This is a genomic window from uncultured Polaribacter sp., assembly GCF_947495205.1.
GTDB lineage: Bacteria > Bacteroidota > Bacteroidia > Flavobacteriales > Flavobacteriaceae > Polaribacter.
In genome coordinates, this window is sequence record NZ_CANLXV010000003.1 from 152,915 (window position 1) to 171,259 (window position 18,345).

19 protein-coding genes are annotated in these 18,345 nt (G+C 29.2%); 11 read left to right on the forward strand and 8 right to left on the reverse strand.

Annotated features, from left to right (window positions below; translation table 11 throughout):
* Positions 1–45: 45 nt before the first annotated feature.
* Together Q0762_RS03970 and mnmE are read right to left on the reverse strand one after the other, a co-directional pair.
* Positions 46–408, reverse strand: a complete 363-nt coding sequence (locus Q0762_RS03970; protein ID WP_298763844.1) for a hypothetical protein — start codon at positions 406–408, stop codon at positions 46–48.
* Positions 409–1,803, reverse strand: coding sequence for a tRNA uridine-5-carboxymethylaminomethyl(34) synthesis GTPase MnmE (mnmE, locus tag Q0762_RS03975; RefSeq protein ID WP_298764125.1), 1,395 nt, complete (start codon positions 1,801–1,803; stop codon positions 409–411). It lies immediately after the preceding gene.
* 147 nt (positions 1,804–1,950) lie between these two features.
* Here mnmE and Q0762_RS03980 point away from each other — a divergent pair, with 147 nt between their 5' ends.
* The 3 genes from Q0762_RS03980 to pnuC all read left to right on the forward strand — a co-directional run bounded on the left by Q0762_RS03980 (position 1,951) and on the right by pnuC (position 3,709).
* Positions 1,951–2,289, forward strand: coding sequence for a DUF4870 domain-containing protein (locus Q0762_RS03980; protein ID WP_298763846.1), 339 nt, complete (start codon positions 1,951–1,953; stop codon positions 2,287–2,289).
* A 79-nt stretch (positions 2,290–2,368) separates the two neighbouring features.
* Entirely contained in the window at positions 2,369–3,124 is a 756-nt protein-coding gene (locus tag Q0762_RS03985) for a 2OG-Fe(II) oxygenase family protein (protein WP_298763848.1), read from the forward strand.
* Positions 3,125–3,145: 21 nt separating this feature from the next.
* Positions 3,146–3,709 carry a nicotinamide riboside transporter PnuC gene (gene pnuC / locus Q0762_RS03990; RefSeq protein WP_298763850.1) on the forward strand — a complete coding sequence of 188 codons (564 nt, stop codon included), beginning with the start codon at positions 3,146–3,148 and terminating at the stop codon, positions 3,707–3,709.
* A gap of 98 nt (positions 3,710–3,807) precedes the next feature.
* Here the strand turns inward: pnuC and Q0762_RS03995 are convergent, their stop codons facing one another.
* The 4 genes from Q0762_RS03995 to Q0762_RS04010 all read right to left on the reverse strand — a co-directional run bounded on the left by Q0762_RS03995 (position 3,808) and on the right by Q0762_RS04010 (position 8,273).
* On the reverse strand, positions 3,808–6,747 hold the full coding sequence (locus Q0762_RS03995; RefSeq protein WP_298763853.1) for an FAD-binding and (Fe-S)-binding domain-containing protein: 2,940 nt from the start codon (positions 6,745–6,747) through the stop codon (positions 3,808–3,810).
* A 135-nt stretch (positions 6,748–6,882) separates the two neighbouring features.
* Positions 6,883–7,542 (reverse strand): HAD family phosphatase, encoded by a 660-nt coding sequence (locus Q0762_RS04000; RefSeq protein ID WP_298763855.1) that lies wholly within the window; start codon positions 7,540–7,542, stop codon positions 6,883–6,885.
* A complete protein-coding gene (locus Q0762_RS04005) occupies positions 7,542–7,847 on the reverse strand; it encodes a hypothetical protein (RefSeq protein ID WP_298763857.1) in 306 nt (101 codons plus the stop codon). The genes Q0762_RS04000 and Q0762_RS04005 overlap by 1 nt, the downstream gene beginning before the upstream one ends.
* Positions 7,848–7,856: 9 nt before the next feature.
* Positions 7,857–8,273 (reverse strand): thiol-disulfide oxidoreductase DCC family protein, encoded by a 417-nt coding sequence (locus Q0762_RS04010; RefSeq protein ID WP_298763859.1) that lies wholly within the window; start codon positions 8,271–8,273, stop codon positions 7,857–7,859.
* Between the two features lie 265 nt (positions 8,274–8,538).
* On the opposite strand from Q0762_RS04010, the gene Q0762_RS04015 reads away from it, so the two are divergent.
* The 4 genes from Q0762_RS04015 to Q0762_RS04030 are packed head-to-tail and all read left to right on the forward strand — an operon-like array spanning position 8,539 to position 12,858.
* The gene (locus Q0762_RS04015) at positions 8,539–9,237 is read left to right on the forward strand and encodes an ABC transporter ATP-binding protein (RefSeq protein ID WP_298763861.1); all 699 of its coding nucleotides are present in this window, start codon (positions 8,539–8,541) and stop codon (positions 9,235–9,237) included.
* A gap of 2 nt (positions 9,238–9,239) precedes the next feature.
* Positions 9,240–10,472, forward strand: coding sequence for an ABC transporter permease (locus Q0762_RS04020; RefSeq protein WP_298763863.1), 1,233 nt, complete (start codon positions 9,240–9,242; stop codon positions 10,470–10,472).
* Positions 10,473–10,474: 2 nt separating this feature from the next.
* The gene (locus tag Q0762_RS04025) at positions 10,475–11,719 is read left to right on the forward strand and encodes an ABC transporter permease (protein WP_298763865.1); all 1,245 of its coding nucleotides are present in this window, start codon (positions 10,475–10,477) and stop codon (positions 11,717–11,719) included.
* Between the two features lie 23 nt (positions 11,720–11,742).
* On the forward strand, positions 11,743–12,858 hold the full coding sequence (locus Q0762_RS04030) for an efflux RND transporter periplasmic adaptor subunit (protein WP_298763868.1): 1,116 nt from the start codon (positions 11,743–11,745) through the stop codon (positions 12,856–12,858).
* Positions 12,859–13,686: 828 nt separating this feature from the next.
* On the opposite strand, the gene Q0762_RS04035 is transcribed toward Q0762_RS04030, so the two are convergent.
* Positions 13,687–14,499: a DUF1853 family protein gene (locus Q0762_RS04035; protein WP_298763870.1), complete on the reverse strand. Its 813-nt coding sequence runs from the start codon at positions 14,497–14,499 to the stop codon at positions 13,687–13,689.
* Positions 14,500–14,555: 56 nt separating this feature from the next.
* On the opposite strand from Q0762_RS04035, the gene Q0762_RS04040 reads away from it, so the two are divergent.
* The 3 genes from Q0762_RS04040 (at position 14,556) to Q0762_RS04050 (ending at position 16,454) form a co-directional block, all read left to right on the forward strand.
* Complete coding sequence (locus tag Q0762_RS04040; RefSeq protein WP_298763872.1) at positions 14,556–15,230, forward strand: DUF2461 domain-containing protein; 675 nt, start codon at positions 14,556–14,558, stop codon at positions 15,228–15,230.
* 62 nt (positions 15,231–15,292) lie between these two features.
* Positions 15,293–15,910, forward strand: a complete 618-nt coding sequence (locus tag Q0762_RS04045; RefSeq protein WP_298763874.1) for a hypothetical protein — start codon at positions 15,293–15,295, stop codon at positions 15,908–15,910.
* Positions 15,885–16,454 carry a hypothetical protein gene (locus Q0762_RS04050; protein WP_298763875.1) on the forward strand — a complete coding sequence of 190 codons (570 nt, stop codon included), beginning with the start codon at positions 15,885–15,887 and terminating at the stop codon, positions 16,452–16,454. Before Q0762_RS04045 ends, Q0762_RS04050 begins: the two co-directional genes overlap by 26 nt.
* On the opposite strand, the gene Q0762_RS04055 is transcribed toward Q0762_RS04050, so the two are convergent.
* Positions 16,451–17,788 (reverse strand): MATE family efflux transporter, encoded by a 1,338-nt coding sequence (locus Q0762_RS04055; RefSeq protein WP_298763878.1) that lies wholly within the window; start codon positions 17,786–17,788, stop codon positions 16,451–16,453. The genes Q0762_RS04050 and Q0762_RS04055 overlap by 4 nt on opposite strands.
* Positions 17,789–17,881: 93 nt before the next feature.
* Between Q0762_RS04055 and Q0762_RS04060 the strand changes: the two genes are divergently transcribed.
* Positions 17,882–18,277 carry a thioesterase family protein gene (locus Q0762_RS04060; RefSeq protein ID WP_298763881.1) on the forward strand — a complete coding sequence of 132 codons (396 nt, stop codon included), beginning with the start codon at positions 17,882–17,884 and terminating at the stop codon, positions 18,275–18,277.
* Positions 18,278–18,345: the final 68 nt, after the last annotated feature.

Below are 18,345 nucleotides of genomic sequence, written 5' to 3' on the forward strand. Positions count from 1 at the left end.
TTCTAAGGAATTCTATTTTTCCAAATAATGAAGCATTTTTTTATTTTAATTAATAATTTCTCTAGATGTTTTTTCTATCCTAAAACAATTTTCTTCACCTAAAAACTCTGGATCTCCAAATTCTTCAGACCAAAAACCTTCTAAAATATCTTTAGAAATACATGTATAAACAACCGTACCAAAATAGGCAGTGTTTTCATCTCCTTGGTACTGAAAATTAATGACTAAAATATTGTTTTTAAAAAAACCAACTCCAAATTGTTCTTGACTTTTGTTGATGAGCCATTTGGCTAAAATTCTACCACTTTCATCAAAAGACAAAGAAAGTGTGCCTTTATAAGTGTTTTCAGAATTGTCTTGATTGCTTCCTATTATTTGATAATTGCCTATAAGATCTTCTTTTTTCATTTACTTCCCAATACAAAAATTTCCAAAAATGTGTCCAAGTATATCTTTATCTACATCATAATCTCCTGTAATGGCACCTAAATGACGTAAACATTCTCTTATATCTATTGAAAATAAATCTGTTGAAATTTCTAAATCGATGCCTTGTTTTACAGAACTTATAGCCTGCAAAGCATTATTTAAGGCTTCAAAATGGCGCGAATTGGTTACAATTGTTTCATTATTACTTAAAGCACCAATATTTACCAAAGAAGTTAATTCGTTTTTAAGTTCTTCTATACCTGTTTTACTTTTGGCAGAAAGTAAAATTAAATTTTCTATCTCAGATTGTAAAATAGCATTATCATGGCAAGATAAAGTATCTATTTTATTGGCAATTACCAGCAAACGTTTATTTGGAAAACGTGCTTTTATCGTTTCAATTTCAGTTAAAAATTCTTCTTTAGCGTAAGAAAATTTATTTGCATCAATTAAAAATATTATCAACTGTGCATTGTCTGCTTTTTCATATGCTTTTTTAATTCCAATAGATTCTACTACATCTTCTGTTTCTCTAATTCCTGCAGTATCTATAAACCTAAAGGCAACACCATCTATAATAATTTCATCTTCAATGGCATCTCTTGTAGTACCTGCAATATCAGAAACTATGGCTTTTTCCTCGTTTAAAAGTGTATTTAAAAGTGTAGATTTTCCAACATTGGGTTCTCCAATAATTGCAACAGGAATTCCGTTTTTCATCGCATTTCCAAAAGAAAAAGAATCTATTAATCGTTTTAAAACAAAGGTGATTTTTGCAACCAATTCTTTAAATTTTGTTCTATCTGCAAACTCTACATCTTCTCCAGAAAAATCGAGTTCTAGTTCTATTAAAGCAGCAAAATCTAACAATTGTACACGCAATTCTTTTAATTCGTTGGTAATACCACCGCGCATTTGTTGTATTGCCATTTGATGACTTGCTGCAGAATTTGAGGCAATAACATCTGCCACAGCTTCCGCTTGCGATAAATCCATTTTTCCGTTTAAAAAAGCACGCATGGTAAATTCGCCATTATCTGCCATTCTGCAACCATTTTCTAAAAATAATTGTATAATTTCTTGCTGAATAAAAGCAGAACCATGACAAGAAATTTCTACTACATTTTCTCCTGTGTAAGAATTTGGGTTTTTAAAAACAGAAACCAAAACTTCATCTATAATAACACCTTTGTGCACAATATGCCCCAAGTGAATGGTATGTGTTTTCTGTTGTAAAAGTGTTTTATCTTTTTTAATAGATTTAAAAAAAGTATTCGCAATTTTAATAGCACTTTCTCCAGAAAGTCTTATTACAGCAATTGCACCAACTCCGTTTGGTGTTGCCAGCGCTACAATGGTATCATTTTGAATCATAGCACAAAAATACAGAAAGATTTTTGGGATTAAAGCAAAAGTCTTTCTCAAAAGTAAAACCTTTTAAGATTTTGAGTTACTTTATTGTAACAAAATAAATTTAATGACGTCCTATAAATGATTAATTAGAAATTAAAAAAATAAAAAATGAAAGAAGACAATCAATTATTGGTAATTACACATTTAAGTCAGTTATTAGATTTAGTAAGTGGTATAGGTGGTTTTATAGTGCCTTTGGTGTTATGGCTCACTAAAAAAGATGAAATTTTTGGAATGGACGCGCATGGAAAAGCTATTTTAAATTTTAGAATTTCTATGTTTATCTATATTTTAATTTGTATTCCTTTAGTTTTATTTTTAGGTTTAGGTATTTTAGGATTTATCACAATTGGTATTTTTTATTTAATTTTCCCAATTATCAATGCCATTCGTGTAAGTAACAACCAAGCACCAAATTATCCTTTTAGTATTGCATTTTTAAAGTAATTAACGTTTAAAAGTTTTCTGTTTTAAATTTTAACTAATTTTACAGGAAATAGTAAGGTTTAAAATTACAGAAGAGGTAATGATAAAAACGTTTGATTTAATTAGTAATTCTGATGTAACCATTAGAAAAGCACTAGCAAGTTTTGTGCAAAAAGATAGGGTTTATAAAAATAACTATTTACAAGCTAACTATAAAAAAGCGTTTGATGGGTATTCTTTTATTGGGCAAAAAGACAGTTTAAATCAGTATGATACAGACATGCTACATTCTTTTGTTTTGTCTGATTTTCAAGAAGTAGAACATTTTCCAAAAGAATTTCATCCTTTTCTTAAAAACGAATGGAAACCTTTAATAAAACGCATTAAAGCTTTAGAGTTGGCGAGCATTAAAAAGTTGAATAATTCAATTTTAGAACAGTTGTATAAAGACGATGTTATTGGTTATATGATGTCTTGTAACTATTATCCTAAACCTTTAAAATATAGCGCTTTTGCTAAAAATAATACGCGTTTGTCTGCACACAAAGATGTTTCTCTGTTTACTACTTTTCCTTTTGGTATAGCAAACGGTCTCTCTTTCTTTAACGAAGAAAAAAATAGGGTAGCAGTTGGCGAGAAAAACACAATAATTCAGTTTTCTGGCTATTTTTTAGAGTTTGTTAGTCAGCATAAAATAAAAGCTTTAGAGCATCAAGTAAATTTGCCCAAAGATTTAAATACAGAGCGTTATTCTTTCGCTATTTTTTCGATACCAAAGCCCAATATTAGTTTTTGGTTGGGCAACAAAAAAATAGAAAGTAATAATTATTACAAGAAGTACTTATCTCTTTTTTAAACGTAAATTTAGCTTATAAAAATGAATTTTTCTCTTGAAATAATTGCTGTTGTTTTAAACTTAATTTACCTTATTTTACTGATCAGAGAAAATATTTTATGTTGGTTTTTTGGGATTGCAGGATCTTTAACAAGTATTTACCTTTTTTATACTATAGGTTTGTATTCAGAGTCTATTTTATATGTTTATTATGTAATTATAGGTGCTTACGGTTATAAACTTTGGAAAAGAAAAGAAACTAAAAAAGATGGATTAAAAGTACAAACCATTAGTTTAAAAAAGCATTTTTTAATTATCTTTTCAGCAATTATAGTTGCCTTAATTGTAGGTTATATTTTTGAGAAAAATACAGATGCAACAAATCCGTATTTAGATGCTTTTACCACTATATTTAGTTTTATTGCAAGTTTTTTAGAGGCAAAAAAAATTATAAGCTCTTGGATTTTTTGGATGGTTGTTAACGCACTTACTATTATCTTATATCTGCAACAAAATTTATTTATTTATCTGTTACTTACTGTAATTTATGTTGTGTTTTCTGTAATAGGTTATTTACAATGGAAGAAAAAACTAAAAAGCTATTAAAATAGTTAGAGTCTAAAGTTGTTACACCTTACAATTATTAAAAACAATTGTAAGGTGTTTTTTGGTTTATCACTTTACATCAATTCTACTTTTACAAACTACAAAAGAGCTTCTTTTAATAATGTAATTGGGTGTTTTGCAATACGTTTTGTACCATCAAAAATTTGATGCCTGCAACTGGTTCCTGCAGCAGCAATTTCTGTATCTGAACTACAATTTCTAACCTTTGGAAATAAAGTATCTTCACCCACTTGCATAGAAACTTGGTAATGTTCTTTTTCATAACCAAAAGAACCTGCCATACCACAACAACCTGTATTCATTATGGTTACTGTATAATTTTCTGGAATATTTAAAATTTTAAAGCTAGCTTGTGTGCCAGACAATGCTTTTTGGTGGCAATGCCCGTGAATTTTTAAAACCTTATTTTCTTTTGTAAAAAGTGCGGTATCAATATTTTCTGCTTGCAATTCTTTAGCTAAAAACTCTTCAAAAGTAAAAACATTGTCAGCAATTTTTTCTGCGGATGTTTTATCGTCTGCCAAACGTAAATATTCATCTTTAAAAGTTAATATTGCAGAAGGTTCTACGCCAATAAGCGGTGTTTCTGCAGTAATTAGGTCTTTAAAAATAGCTATATTTTTATTACATACTTCTTTGGCCTGCTTTAAAAAACCTTTAGAAATATAACTTCTACCGCTTTCTTCGTGATTTATAATTTGTAAATTATAACCTAGTTTTTCTAGTAAAATAAAAGCATCTTTACCAATCTCCACATCATAGAAGTTGGTAAATTCATCATTAAAAAGGTAAACTGTTTTAAGATTTTTAGTTTTTGTTTGAGATGCGTTTATTTTGGCAGCATTTACAGTTGATTTTTTAGTTTTACCATACCAAGAATTTAGTGTTTTCTTTGCCAATTTAGGCACTGTTCTTTCTACAGCAACGCCCATTGCTTTTTTAGCAAAAGGAGTATTTAAAATTGCGTTGGTAAGCGCAGGAGTTAGGCTTCCTAATTTATTTAGTTTACCATTATTCGCAAATAATTTACTTCTAAAAGAATACCCATTTGCCTCTTGAAATTGGTATAAAAACTCCGCTTTCATCGTAGCAATATCTACATTACTTGGGCATTCAGATGCACATGCTTTACAGCTTAAACACAAGTCTAAAACTTCTTTTAATTCTTTAGAATTGAATTTGTTAATGGCTGTATTATTGGTTAAAACATCGCGCAAAGTATTTGCTCTTGCTCTAGTGGTATCTTTTTCGTTTTTAGTGGCTCTATAACTTGGGCACATTGTTCCGCCAGCTTCTACTGGTTTTCTACAATCTCCAGATCCGTTGCACTTTTCTGCTAATTTTAAAATTCCTTCACTATCAGAAAAATCTTGAATGGTTGCTATTTCTGGCTCTTTTCTATCTACTTCATAACGCAAATTCTTATCCATAGGAAAAGCATCTGTAATTTTACCTTGGTTAAAAACGTTATTTGGGTCAAAAGCTTTTTTAATTCGTCTTAATAATTCGTAATTTTTTTCGCCAATCATTAAAGGAATAAATTCTGCACGTACAATTCCATCGCCATGTTCACCAGAAAAAGAACCTTTGTATTTTTTAACCAATTGGGCAGTTTCTGTAGTTATTTTTCTAAATAAAACAACGTCTACCTTCTTTTTTAAATTTAAAATTGGTCTCAAATGCAGTTCACCAGCACCAGCGTGCGCGTAATAAATAGCATCTTGCTGGTATTTGTCCATTATTTGCGTAAATTCTTCAATGTAATTTGGCAAATCATTTAAGGCAACAGCTGTATCTTCTATACAGGCAACGGCTTTCATATCACCAACCATGTTTCCTAAAGCACCCAAACCAGCTTTTCTTAAATAATGTACTTTGGCAATATCTTTTCCGTATACTTTTGGGTGATGATAGCCAAAATTGTTTTGCTCTAAATCTGCAATTAAATTGTCTGCTAAAACTTCTGCTTCTGCTACAGAGTTTGCAGAAACCTCTAACATTAAAACCGCTTCTGGATCTCCTTTTAAGAAAAACCTATTTTTAACCAATTCTCTATTGTTTTTAGTACAATCTAAAATGGCTTTATCCATTAATTCACAATTGTATAAATTATGATTCATGGCTGTTAATGTAGCTTTTAAACTTTCGTTTATAGACGTAAAATGGGTACAAACCATAATACTTTCTTTTGGCGCTAAATTGTCTAATTGTAAAGTTATAGCAGTAGAAAAAGCCAAAGTACCTTCACTACCAGATAAAAATTTGGCAACATTTATTGTTTTTTCTGTTCCACCAAATAACTCAGAAGTTAAAAATTCATCTACAGCATAACCTGTATTTCTTCTATGAATTTCTGGTTTTGGAAATTCTTTGTGTATTTCTTGTTGATTTTCTTCTGAAGAAAGCTCTTTAAAAATAGCCTTATAAATTTTACCTTCTTGTGTATTTTCTTTGGTTTTACTTATAAATTCTTCCGAAGAAATTTCTTTAAAAATAGCGGTAGAACCATCACTTAAAATGGCATCTATTTGCAAAACCTTATCTCTTGTAACTCCGTATTTTATAGATGTACTTCCAGAGGAATTATTACCTACCATACCACCAATCATACATCTGTTAGATGTTGATGTATTTGGACCAAAAAACAAACCAAAAGGTTTTAAATAAACATTTAAAGAGTCTCTTACAATTCCTGGTTGTAATGTAATTGTTTTTGCATTTTCATCTAAGCTAATAATTTTGGTAAAATGTTTAGAAACATCTACCACAATGCCATCTCCAACACATTGGCCAGCAAGTGAAGTTCCTGCAGTTCTAGGAATTAAAGTAATGTTGTTTTTGCTAGCGAAATCAATTAAAATTTTAATGTCTTTTTCATCTTTTGGATAAGCAACTGCTAACGGAATTTTACGATACACAGATGCATCTGTTGCATACAATGTTTTGTGTAAATTATCGAATAAAACATCGCCAGAAAGCGAATTGTTTAGGTTTTTTAAAGCGGTATTATCTGTCATCAAAAAAATGTAAAAAAATTCAATTACAAATATCTGAATAAAAAACCCAACATACTATTTTAAGAAACTTCTTTGCTTATTTTTATTGATTCTATAAAAAATGATTTCAAAATTTAATAAATATAAATTTGAATTTTAGAATACCACGTTTTTTAATTCAGAAAAATCATGAATTATAGCATCTGCATTTGCTAAGGTTTGCCCTTCAGAAAGTATGTTGGCGTAACCAAATACAAAAATATTGGCATCATTTGCAGCTTTAATTCCGTTGTCTGAATCTTCTATAACCACGCATTTTTCTTTTGGTATTTTAGATAAAAGTGCGGCTTTATTAAAAATTTCTGGGTGTGGTTTTGAGGCTTTTAAATCTGCACCACTAATTTTTGCGGTAAAATATTTTTCTAAACCAAAACGCTTAAAAACTCTGTTGATATTTACCATAGCAGAAGAGGATGCTAAAATTAGGGTAATGCCTTGGTCATAAAAATATTGAATAATTTCTTTTACGCCAGAAACCAAACTTAAATTAGGATCGTTTTCAAAGAAATTTACATAACGTGCTCTTTTGTCTAAAACCAAATCTTCTGGCTTGTTCTCTAAATTAAAATGTGCCACTAATTTTTGAAAGGCATTTAAGGTAGATGAGCCTGTAAAAGATTTATACAATTCCTTAGAAACATCAACATTTAAAGCCGTAAACGTTTGGTAATAGGCTTTTTTATGAATTTCTTCTGAGTCTATAATAACGCCATCCATATCAAAAATTACGCATTTGATTTCTTTGGGAATTTTCATTAATTAAAAAATTGAATTAGATCATTAATGTTTGCAATAATTATATAGGAGCATAAAATAACAGTTCCTGTATTTGTAACTAGAGCCACTATTTTTTTTGCAACACTTTTTTCTTTAATGCCTTTAACGGAATAAAAAAGCCCAATGCAACCAAAAACACATATTGCAAAAGTTAAAATGCCAATAAAAGTAGCTATAATATCAAAATACACACTTTTATCAAAAAAGCTTAAAACCATCACCATAACAATTAGCAACAGAATTGATAAACTAAATTTAACAGCTTTGGTTGTATATGTGCTCATTTTGTTTTTTTAGTTTAAAAACTTTGCTTTTAATTCTTTTGTAGGAATCATGCAACTTTCTTTTTTACCAAACCATTTATATCGGTTTTTTGCAATAAAATCATAAACCAAATCTCTAAAACCTTCTGGGAAAATCCAAAATAGTTTGGTTAAGCTCCAAAAACCGCCAAATGCATTCATTATTTTTAATGCTGCTGTAGATTTTATATCATAGGCAACATTAGGTTCATATAAAATAATAGAATCTATTTTGGTAACGTCTATTTTTAGGTATTCTATAATTGATTTGCCTGTTTTAGATTGTAATGAAGCAAATAAAAAGGCATTATTTTTATCATACTTAATAGCAGTTGTAACAGCGCTGTTGCACAAATTACATACACCATCAAATAGAATTACCTTTTTATTTTTAGGAATATTAGTCATTAAAAACCGCTTAAATCTTAAGAATACCAAAGATACTTTAAGTTTTTAATATCATCATAAATAATTAAAACTTTCTGTTTGTATTGGCAATTTTTTATCTTTTTGGCCTAAAAATAAGCTTTTAAAAAAATAATTTTAATTTGTGTAACATTATTAAAACTGATGCGTCTTATGGTTGTATTTGAATGGTTTTTACGGCTTTTAACATAAAATTAGTAAGCACAAATGTAAGCTTTCAATACTTTTATATCAAAATAACCAAACAATGATTAAAATAGAAAAATTACACAAATCTTATCCTATAGGTAAAGATTCTTTACACGTTTTAAAAGGTATAGATTTACATATTAAAGAGGGTGAGTTTGTTTCTATTATGGGATCTTCAGGATCTGGAAAATCTACCTTATTAAACATTGTTGGTTTATTAGATGTTCATGATGAAGGCAATTACTTTTTAAATGGACAACTAATTAAAAATATGAATGAAAAAAAAGCCGCACTTTTAAGAAATAAATTTTTAGGTTTTATTTTTCAATCTTTCAACTTAATATCTTACAAAACAGCTTTAGAAAATGTTGCTTTACCTTTATATTACAAAGGTATTAGTAGAAAAGAGCGCTTAAAAACAGCCTTAGATTATTTAGAAAAAGTAGGTTTAAAAGATTGGGCAAATCATTTACCAAATGAGCTTTCTGGTGGTCAAAAACAACGTGTGGCAATTGCAAGAGCTTTGGTTACCAAACCAAAAGTAGTTTTGGCAGATGAACCAACAGGAGCTTTAGATTCTACCACAACAGATTCTGTAATGGATTTGTTAAAAGATATTAATAATGAAGGAATGACTGTTTTTGTAATTACACACGAAGAAGAAGTTGCAGAACAAACCAAACGTGTGGTGCGTTTAAAAGATGGTTTAATTATCAGTGATGAAATTACTGCAGTAGGAAAATCTAAAGCAGTTTAATTATGTTTGATTTAGACCGTTGGAGAGAAATTTTTCAGAGTATTAATAAAAACCGATTGCGTTCTGTAATGTCTGGTTTTACAGTAGCTTTTGCTATTTTACTATTTACCTTATTATTTGGTATTGTAAGTGGTTTAAGCAATACCTTTAAAGGTGCTTTTGTAGACGATGCTCAAAACGCAATGTTTATTAGAGTTTGGAAAACTTCTAAACCTTATAAGGGTTTACAAACGGGTAGAAGAATTCAACTTAAAAATAAAGATTACAATTACGTAACAGAAGAGTATGCGAATAAAATACAATACCAATCTGCTAGAATTTATAAAAACTTTGCCATAAAGTATAAAAGTAATGCCAGTAACTATCGTGTAATGGCCGTAAATCCAGATCATCAATTTTTAGAAAAAACAATGATTGATGAAGGTAGGTATATGAATGAGCGAGATTTAAATGAAGCTGCTAAAGTTATTGTTATTGGTAGATTAATTAAAAAAGATTTATTTGGAGAACGACCTGCATTGGGAAAAAGAGTTAACGTTAACGGCAGTTCTTATTTAATAATTGGTGTTTTTTCTGATGATGGTGGAGATAATGAAGAAAGAAAAGCTTATATACCATTAACTACAGCACAAAGAATGTATGGTAATAACGATTATGTTAGCCAAATTGCGCTTGGTTATAATCCTAATTTAAGCTTAACAGAAGCGGTTACATTTGGTAATCGTTTAGAAAGAGATTTAAGAAATAAATTAAACATTCATCCAGATGATCAAAGTGCGCTTTCTGTTAGAAATATGGCAGAAGCAAACAAAGGTATTGGCCAGTTTATGGGTATTTTATATGCAATTGTAATTATTGTAGGTTCTGGAACTTTAGTAGCAGGAATAATTGGAATTTCTAATATTATGATTTTTGTAATTAAAGAAAGAACCAAAGAATTTGGTATTAGAAAAGCTTTGGGTGCTAAACCATTATCTATTGTTAGTATGGTGGTGCAAGAATCTGTATTAATAACCACTTTAGCAGGTTATCTTGGGCTCTCTTTAGGAACCTATATTTTAAGTTTAATAGGCAATAGTTTAGAGGAAAAATACTTTATTAAAGACCCAAGCGTAAGTCCATCAATTGTAATTGTAGCCACATTAGTTTTAATTTTATCTGGGTTAATAGCAGCTTATGTTCCAGCAAAAAAAGCAGCAAATATTAAACCAATAGAAGCTTTAAGAGCAGATTAATTATGAAATTTTTATTTGATTCAGATTCTTGGCAAGAAATTTACGGAAGTATCCGTAAAAATAAAATACGAACAGGTATTACCATAATAGGTGTGCTTTGGGGTATTTTTTTATTAGTTGTGTTATTAGGTGCAGCAAGAGGAATGGAAAATGGTTTCAACAAAATTTTTGGAGATTTTGCAACCAATAGTGTTTTTGTTTGGACACAGGCTACAGACACACCGTTTAAAGGTTTTCAAAAAGGTAGAACTTTTCGATTAACCATGAATGATATTGACGTTTTAAAAACTGAGTATGCAGATGAAATTAAATTATTAGCACCTAGAAATCAAAGAAATAATTTAGTAATTAAAGATTTTAAATCTGGAGATTTTAAAGTAAGCGGAGATTACCCAATTTTAGATCAAATTCAGAAGAAACCATTATTATATGGTCGTTTTTTAAATGAAAATGATATTTCATCTAGTGCAAAAGTTACTGTAATTTCAGAAGAAATGTACAAGCAATTATTTGATAAGGGAGAATTTCCCATAGGTGAATACTTAAAAATAAACAGTATAAGTTATAAGGTTGTTGGGGTTTATAAACGTTCTAGTAATGTAGATATTGATGGAGACACAGCTTACATACCTTTTACAACTTTTAGAAAAGTTTACAATACCTCAGATAAGGTAGATTGGATGATGATTACTGCCAATGAAGGTACGAATATTGAGCAAATGGAAAAAGACATTTTACTCACTTTAAAAGGTTTGCATAAAGTACATCCAGATGATGAAAGAGCTTTTGGTAGTGTAAATTTAGGTAAAGAAATTGGTAAGGTAACTGGTTTTTTAACAGGTTTACAGTTTTTAACATGGTTTGTAGGAATTGCTACACTTATTGCTGGTGTTTTTGCAATTGGTAATATTTTATTAATAACCGTTAAAGAACGTACCAAAGAAATAGGAATTAGAAGAGCATTAGGTGCAACACCAAAGAGCATTCGTCAACAAATTATATTAGAATCGGTTTTTTTAACCACTATAGCAGGTATGATAGGTATTATATTTGGCAGTTTAGTATTATTTTTAATTGATACTGCTTTTGGCCAAGGAGAAGATGCTGCACTTATAAACCCAACAGTAGACATTCCTGTTATTATGATAGCATTTGGCACACTAGTATTTTTAGGAACTTTAATAGGTTTAATTCCTGCACATATGGCAACAGTGGTAAAACCAATAGAAGCATTAAGAGAAGAATAAATTCAATCAATTCACAATAAATTATGAGTAAAAGATCAAAAATTATTATAGGAATTATAGCAATAGGTTTTATTGTTGCACTTCTTTGGTTTGGTAAAAAGAATAAAAAAAATATTGTAGCTTTTGAAACGGAAACACCGTTTAAAACCACAATTGTAAAGAAAACTGTAGCTACAGGTAAAGTAACGCCATTAGAAGAAATTGAAATTAAACCCCAAATTACTGGTATTATTGATAAAATAATGTTAACCGAAGGTTCTAAGGTTAAAAAAGGAGATTTAATTGCAACAGTAAGAGTTGTACCAAATGAACAATCTTTAATAAGTGCAAAAGGTAGAGTAGACAATGCCAAAATTAGACTTAATAATGCACAAATTTCTTATAAACGAAGCAAAAATCTTTTTGATAAAGGTGTAATTGCCAGAGCAGAATATGAAGGTGTAGAGTTGCAATACAACCAATCTAAACAAGATTTAAAGAACGCGCAAAACGATTATCAAATTATTAAAAGAGGTTCTGCAGGTTCAGGAGCATCTGCAAATACCAATATAATTGCACAAATGTCTGGTACTATTTTAGAAATTCCTGTGAAAGAAGGAGATCAAGTAATACAATCTAATAATTTTAATGCAGGTACAACAATTGCGTCTATTGCAGATATGAATAAAATGATTTTTGAAGGAAAAGTAGACGAATCTGAAGTAGGTAAATTGGTAAAAGGTGCTGATATAGACGTTTCAATTGGTGCTATTGAAGGAAAAAAGTTTCCTGCAAAACTAAATTTTATTGCACCAAAAGGTACAGAAGAAGGTGGTGCCGTGCAATTTAAAATTAAGGCTGATGTTTCTTTAGATGATAATTTTTTTATTAGAGCAGGTTATAGTGCCAATGCAGATATTGTATTAATTAAAAGAGATAGCGTTTTGTCTATTAAAGAAGCTCTATTACGATTTAATAAAAAAACAGAAGAACCTTATGTAGAAGTAAAAACAGGCGAAGATACATTTGAAAAAGTAACATTAAAATTAGGTACTTCAGATGGTGTAAATGTTGAAGTTTTAGAAGGTGTTACTGCAGAAGATGAAATAAAAATTTGGAACAAAGTTTCTAAAAAAGACAAGGAAAAGGGAAATAACTAATTTTAAAAATTAGTGATTTAGAAAATCAGGAACTTTTAATTAAGCTCCTGATTTTTTTTGTGAAACAGTATTTTCTATACAGTTTGTCAATCTTCAGGAATCTCTTAAGAACTAGTTTGTGTTGGGACGCTTACAGCGAGACAAACTGAACGGTTATTCTAATGTAAGTAACATTAGAACAATACTACACACAACTTTGTCATTCTGAAAGAATCTCTTGAGAACTTGTTTGTTTTTGGGACGCTTACAGCGAAACAAACAGAATGGTTATTTTAATGTATGTAAAATTAGAAAAATACTCCGCGCAATTTGTCATTCTGAAAGAATCTCTTAAGAACTAGTTTGTGTTGGGACGCTTACAGCGAGACAAACTGAACGGTTATTCTAATGTAAGTAACATTAGAACAATACTACACACAACTTTGTCATTCTGAAAGAATCTCTTGAGAACTTGTTTGTTTTTGGGACGCTTACAGCGAAACAAACAGAATGGTTATTTTAATGTATGTAAAATTAGAAAAATACTCCGTGCAGTTTGTCATTCTGAAAGAATCTTTTGAGAACTCTTTTGTGTTAGAGACGCTTACAGCCAGACAAACGGAATGGTTATTTTAATGTATGTAACATTAGAAAAATATTCCACATAGTTTGTCATTCTGAAAGAATCTTTCTGAATGGTTATTTTAATTTAAGTAACATTAGAAAAGTACTACACACAACTTTGTTATTCTGAAAGAATCTCTTGAGAATTTGTTTGTGTTTGAGCCGCTTACAGCGAGACAAACTGAATGAATTTTTGTTGATATATGTAACAAAAAAAACTAAAAACTACCACCAAACTAAAAAGAACTTTTCTATTTCTCCATTTGGATTTTTTAGCCAACAAAGTGGCGAAAAATTTCTATTCAAATAGTCTTTTGCATTGTTTTTAAAAGCAGAAAAAGAGAACCAATTTACATTTTTATGAGGTAGCATTAACCAATCTTTTTTATCAGGAATATAAAATTTACAAGTAAAAAATTTTTCTAACTCAGTTGTGTTTATGTAAAAACCAACAATACATGCTGTATTTAGCTGTTTTAATTGAATATTTTTACAGGATAATGGCACAAACAATTGCGCTTTAAAATATACTTTTTGGGCAATTTTACTTGTATCTAGTTTTAAGTTTTCTAAATAAGAAATACATTCCTTAGAGTAGAGCAGTGGCAATTGTTTTTCTTTTAATTTGGTTAACTTTTCTAATAAAGCGTCTTTTCTATTTGGTCCAATAAAATGCTCAATTTCGTTATTGCCAACACGTTTAACGTATAAATAGAATTTATAAATTATTTCTAAATGAACTGGTTTGTTATTTTCTATTAAAATACAATCCAACTCACCTAAAGTTCTTTTTTCTTGCTGAATTTGAATGTTTTCTGCTAATATTTCAATAGATTTTTCATTTTGTAATTGAAATGAAACAAAACGCTCAATATATTTTCCTAAGCGCAGTTTTTCATTAAGAACAATATCAATTTTACTTGATTTTTGTTTGATATTGAAATGCTCCATATCAAAAACTTCTTTATTTTTCCACAAACTAGGTGTTTGTAAAAAACCATCGAATCTTTTCTGTATTTCTTTAGTTTTTTGATGCATTTCAAAATCGAATTTACAAATCTATTTTGTAAATTTAACCTTTAAAATATTATAAAATGCAAATTGAAAAATCTACATTAAAATACCTTGAAAACCTTCAGAAAAACAATAATAGAGATTGGTTTGCAGAACATAAAGATACCTATGCTAAAGCACAAATAAATGCTAAAGCAGTATTTAGTGCCATACATGAAAAATTACAAGGGCATGATGAAATAGAAAAATCTAAAATGATGCGTATTTACAGAGATGTGCGTTTTTCTAAAGATAAAACACCCTATAAAGCACATTTTGCCAATTCATTTTCTAGATTAGGTAAAGAATTAAGAGGAGGTTATTTTTTAAGAATTAGACCAGGAGAATCTTTTTTAGCAGGTGGTTTTTGGGAACCTAGTAAAGAAGATTTGTTTCGCATTCGAAAAGAAATAGAATTGGACGCTTCTGAAATTAAAGACATTTTAAAAGAAAAGAATTTTAGAAAGCATTTTGGAGGAAACTTTGAGAGTTTTAACGAATTAAAAACAGCACCCAGAGGTTTTGATAAAGAGCATCCAGATGTAGCTTTATTGCGTAAAAAAGGTTTCGTAGCCATTGAAAACTTTACAGATGAAGAAATTTTATCTGCAGATTTTGTAAACCAAGTAGATGAAAGTTATAAAGCGTTAAGACCTTTTTTTAATTTGTTTAGTGATATTTTAACAACCAATTTAAACGGAGAGAAAATTGTTTAAAGACTTAAGGATTAGTTAATATAGTAGTTGCTAAAAAAAGTTATTTTTGATTAAAAGAGATTATGAAATATTTAATTATTAGCTTTATTATGTTGTCAGCATTTCCAACATGTTGTAATGAAGATAGCGTAGAGGTTGAAAGAATTTTATTATCTAAAGAAGAGGATAATTTAATTAATTATACTAAAGATGAAGTTGTAAAATTTAAACATTCTAACGGGTTTACTTTTGATGTATTAGTAACGAATAACGATTATTCTTTTAGAAGAAGTTTTGATGAATCTTGTGCTGAATGTTGTGGAGGAGAATATAAATCATTGCAAGAAAGATTTGTCTCTTTAACGTCAAATTACCCAAATTTGACAATGACATTATCTTTATCAAATAATAATTTTAGTTATTCAGAACATAAAAGCATCAATTTTAGTCTAAATAGCTACAGCACTAACTTGTTTTATGATAATAAAAACGAATTTATTTGTGATAGTTTAGTGGTTTGTCACGATCAAATTAAAATAAATAACACAAATTATTTTAATGTTTTAGAGAAAAAATTAGATAGCAGATTTCATGTAAATGATACTATAGATTTTTACCCACAAAAGCTTTTTTACAACACAACAAAAGGAATTATTCAAATTAAAATGTCAAATAATGAGTCGTATTTTATTGATAATTAGTTTTTTGTTTTTTTTAGGTTGTGTTAAGGATGAGCCTATTGGTATATTTAGTTTATCTAAAGAGGCCAGTAAATATAAAATAGATGGTGAAATAACATCTTTTAAAATGATTGATAATAATGGCATTACAGATTTGTTTCGTCAGGAAAATTTTAGTTTATATCATCACGAACCTTGGGAAGGTGGCTTTTTTGAAAGTTATGACATAGCCTATAGATCTATCATTAATAATTATTATTTTAATTTAAGATTAAATGCAGATGACTATTCTTCAACTATGAGTTTTACTTGGAATCAAAACAATTATGTTTATTATGATTTTAAATATAAAGAAACCGATTCAGATGGTTTTAAACCTGTTATAAGTTTTTATAAATCAATTATGATAAGGGGTGTAAATTATAAAGATATTATTGAATTAGATTATAGTAAAGGCGTAGATAAAATAAAAGACAATACTCCTCTTAAAGCGTTTATTTCTGGAAAAAAAGGGCTACTTAAAATTGTACGTAAAGATGGCATTGTTTTAGAAAGAATAAGCTAATTTAAATTCTTATTAACTTCTCTTTTTAAAATCCAAATAGTAGTTATAGTAGATAATGTATCTGCAATAGGAAAAGACCACCAAACACCATTTACTCCAAAATAAATAGGTAAAAAATAAGCTAGCGGTATTAAGAAAATTCCCTGCTTTAATAAAGTTAAAAATAAAGCAGGACCTGCTTTACCTGCTGCTTGAAAGTAAGCAGAACCAATAAGTTGCATGGTAACAATAGGTGTTACTAAAAATACAACTAACATTGCATTTGGCGTTTTTTCTAATAGAGTAGTATCGTTTGTAAAAATCCAAATTATTTGTTCTTTAAAAATTACAATGGCTATAAAAATTATAGTACCTAAAATAGTTCCAAAATAGATCGATTTTTTAATAGTTTCTTTTACTCTATTATTTTTTGCAGCACCAATATTAAAACCAGCAACAGGTAAAAAACCTTGTGATACTCCTAAAACAGGTGAGAGTGCAAACATCATTACTCTATTAATAATTCCAAAAACGGCAATAGAAATTTCTCCTCCATATTTAAAAAGGGAGTAGTTTAAAACAATCATTAAAATACTAATTGCACCTTGTCTTACAATAGAAACACCACCTAATTCTGTAATTTCTTTAACAATTTTAAAATCTAATTTAAAGTTTTTAGGTATTATTTTTAATTCGCTTTTAGAAGACAGAAAAAAAGATAAAATATACAAACCACAACTTGCATAGGCTAGGGAAGTGGCCAAACCTGCGCCCCACATGCCCCAATTAAATACTTTTATAAATAAAATATCTAAAACAACATTTAAAACTGCTGGAACCATCATTGCATACATGGCAAATTTAGGTTTGCCTTCTGCTCTAATGGTTGGGTTACCCATCATTGCAAAAGCTAAAAACGGAACTCCATAAATAATAACACTAAAATATTCTGAAGCAATTGGTAAAATAGCGCCTTTTGCACCAAATAAATTTAAAATGGGAATACTAAATACGTTTCCAAAAACAACAAAAATAATTGCTAAAATAACAGTTAAACAAATCTGATTTCCAAAGGTTAAAAAGGCTTTTTGAGCGTTTTCTGCTCCCAATGCTCTAGAAATAATAGAGCTTCCTCCAATTCCAATTCCCATTCCAATAGAAGAAATTAAAAAGGCGATTGGTAAAACAACAGTTATGGCTGCAATTGCTAAAACACCAATCCATTGCCCAACAAAAATGGTATCAACAATCATGTTTAAAGACATTACAAGAATACCTATAGTTGCAGGAACAGCCTGTTTAATTAATAATTTGCTAATTTTTTCTGTACCTAAATCGGTTGCCAATTGTGCCATAAATGCAAAGAAACTACTTTATATTTGCAATCACTAAAACGATAATTAATAAAAACGAAAAGTTATTATAAATTCAGTTTTATAATATGTAAGATGATGGAGCAGTTTTTTGAATACAAAATAAAGGTTACAACAGCAGATTTAGACGATTTAAACCACGTAAATAACGTAGTTTATGTAAAATGGATGGATAAAGTTGCTTTTGAACATTGGGCTTTTTTAACTTCAGAAAAAAAATTACCTCAATACATTTGGGTAGTTTTAAAGCACGAAATAGAATATTTTAAACAAGCAGTTTTAGGTGATGAAATAACTGTAAAAACTTGGGTTGGTAATACAAGAGGTTTTAAATCTGAGCGTTTAATGGAGTTTTATAAAGACGATGCTCTTCTAGTAAAAGCAAAAACAGTTTGGGGTATGTTAGTTGCAGATACCTACAAACCTGCTAGAATTCGCGAGGATGTTTTAGAAGTTTTGTATCCAGAATAGCGTTGTTGGCTTTTATATTTTTTAAAAATAATTTACCTATTTATTATAAATTCTTAGAATTCATCAAA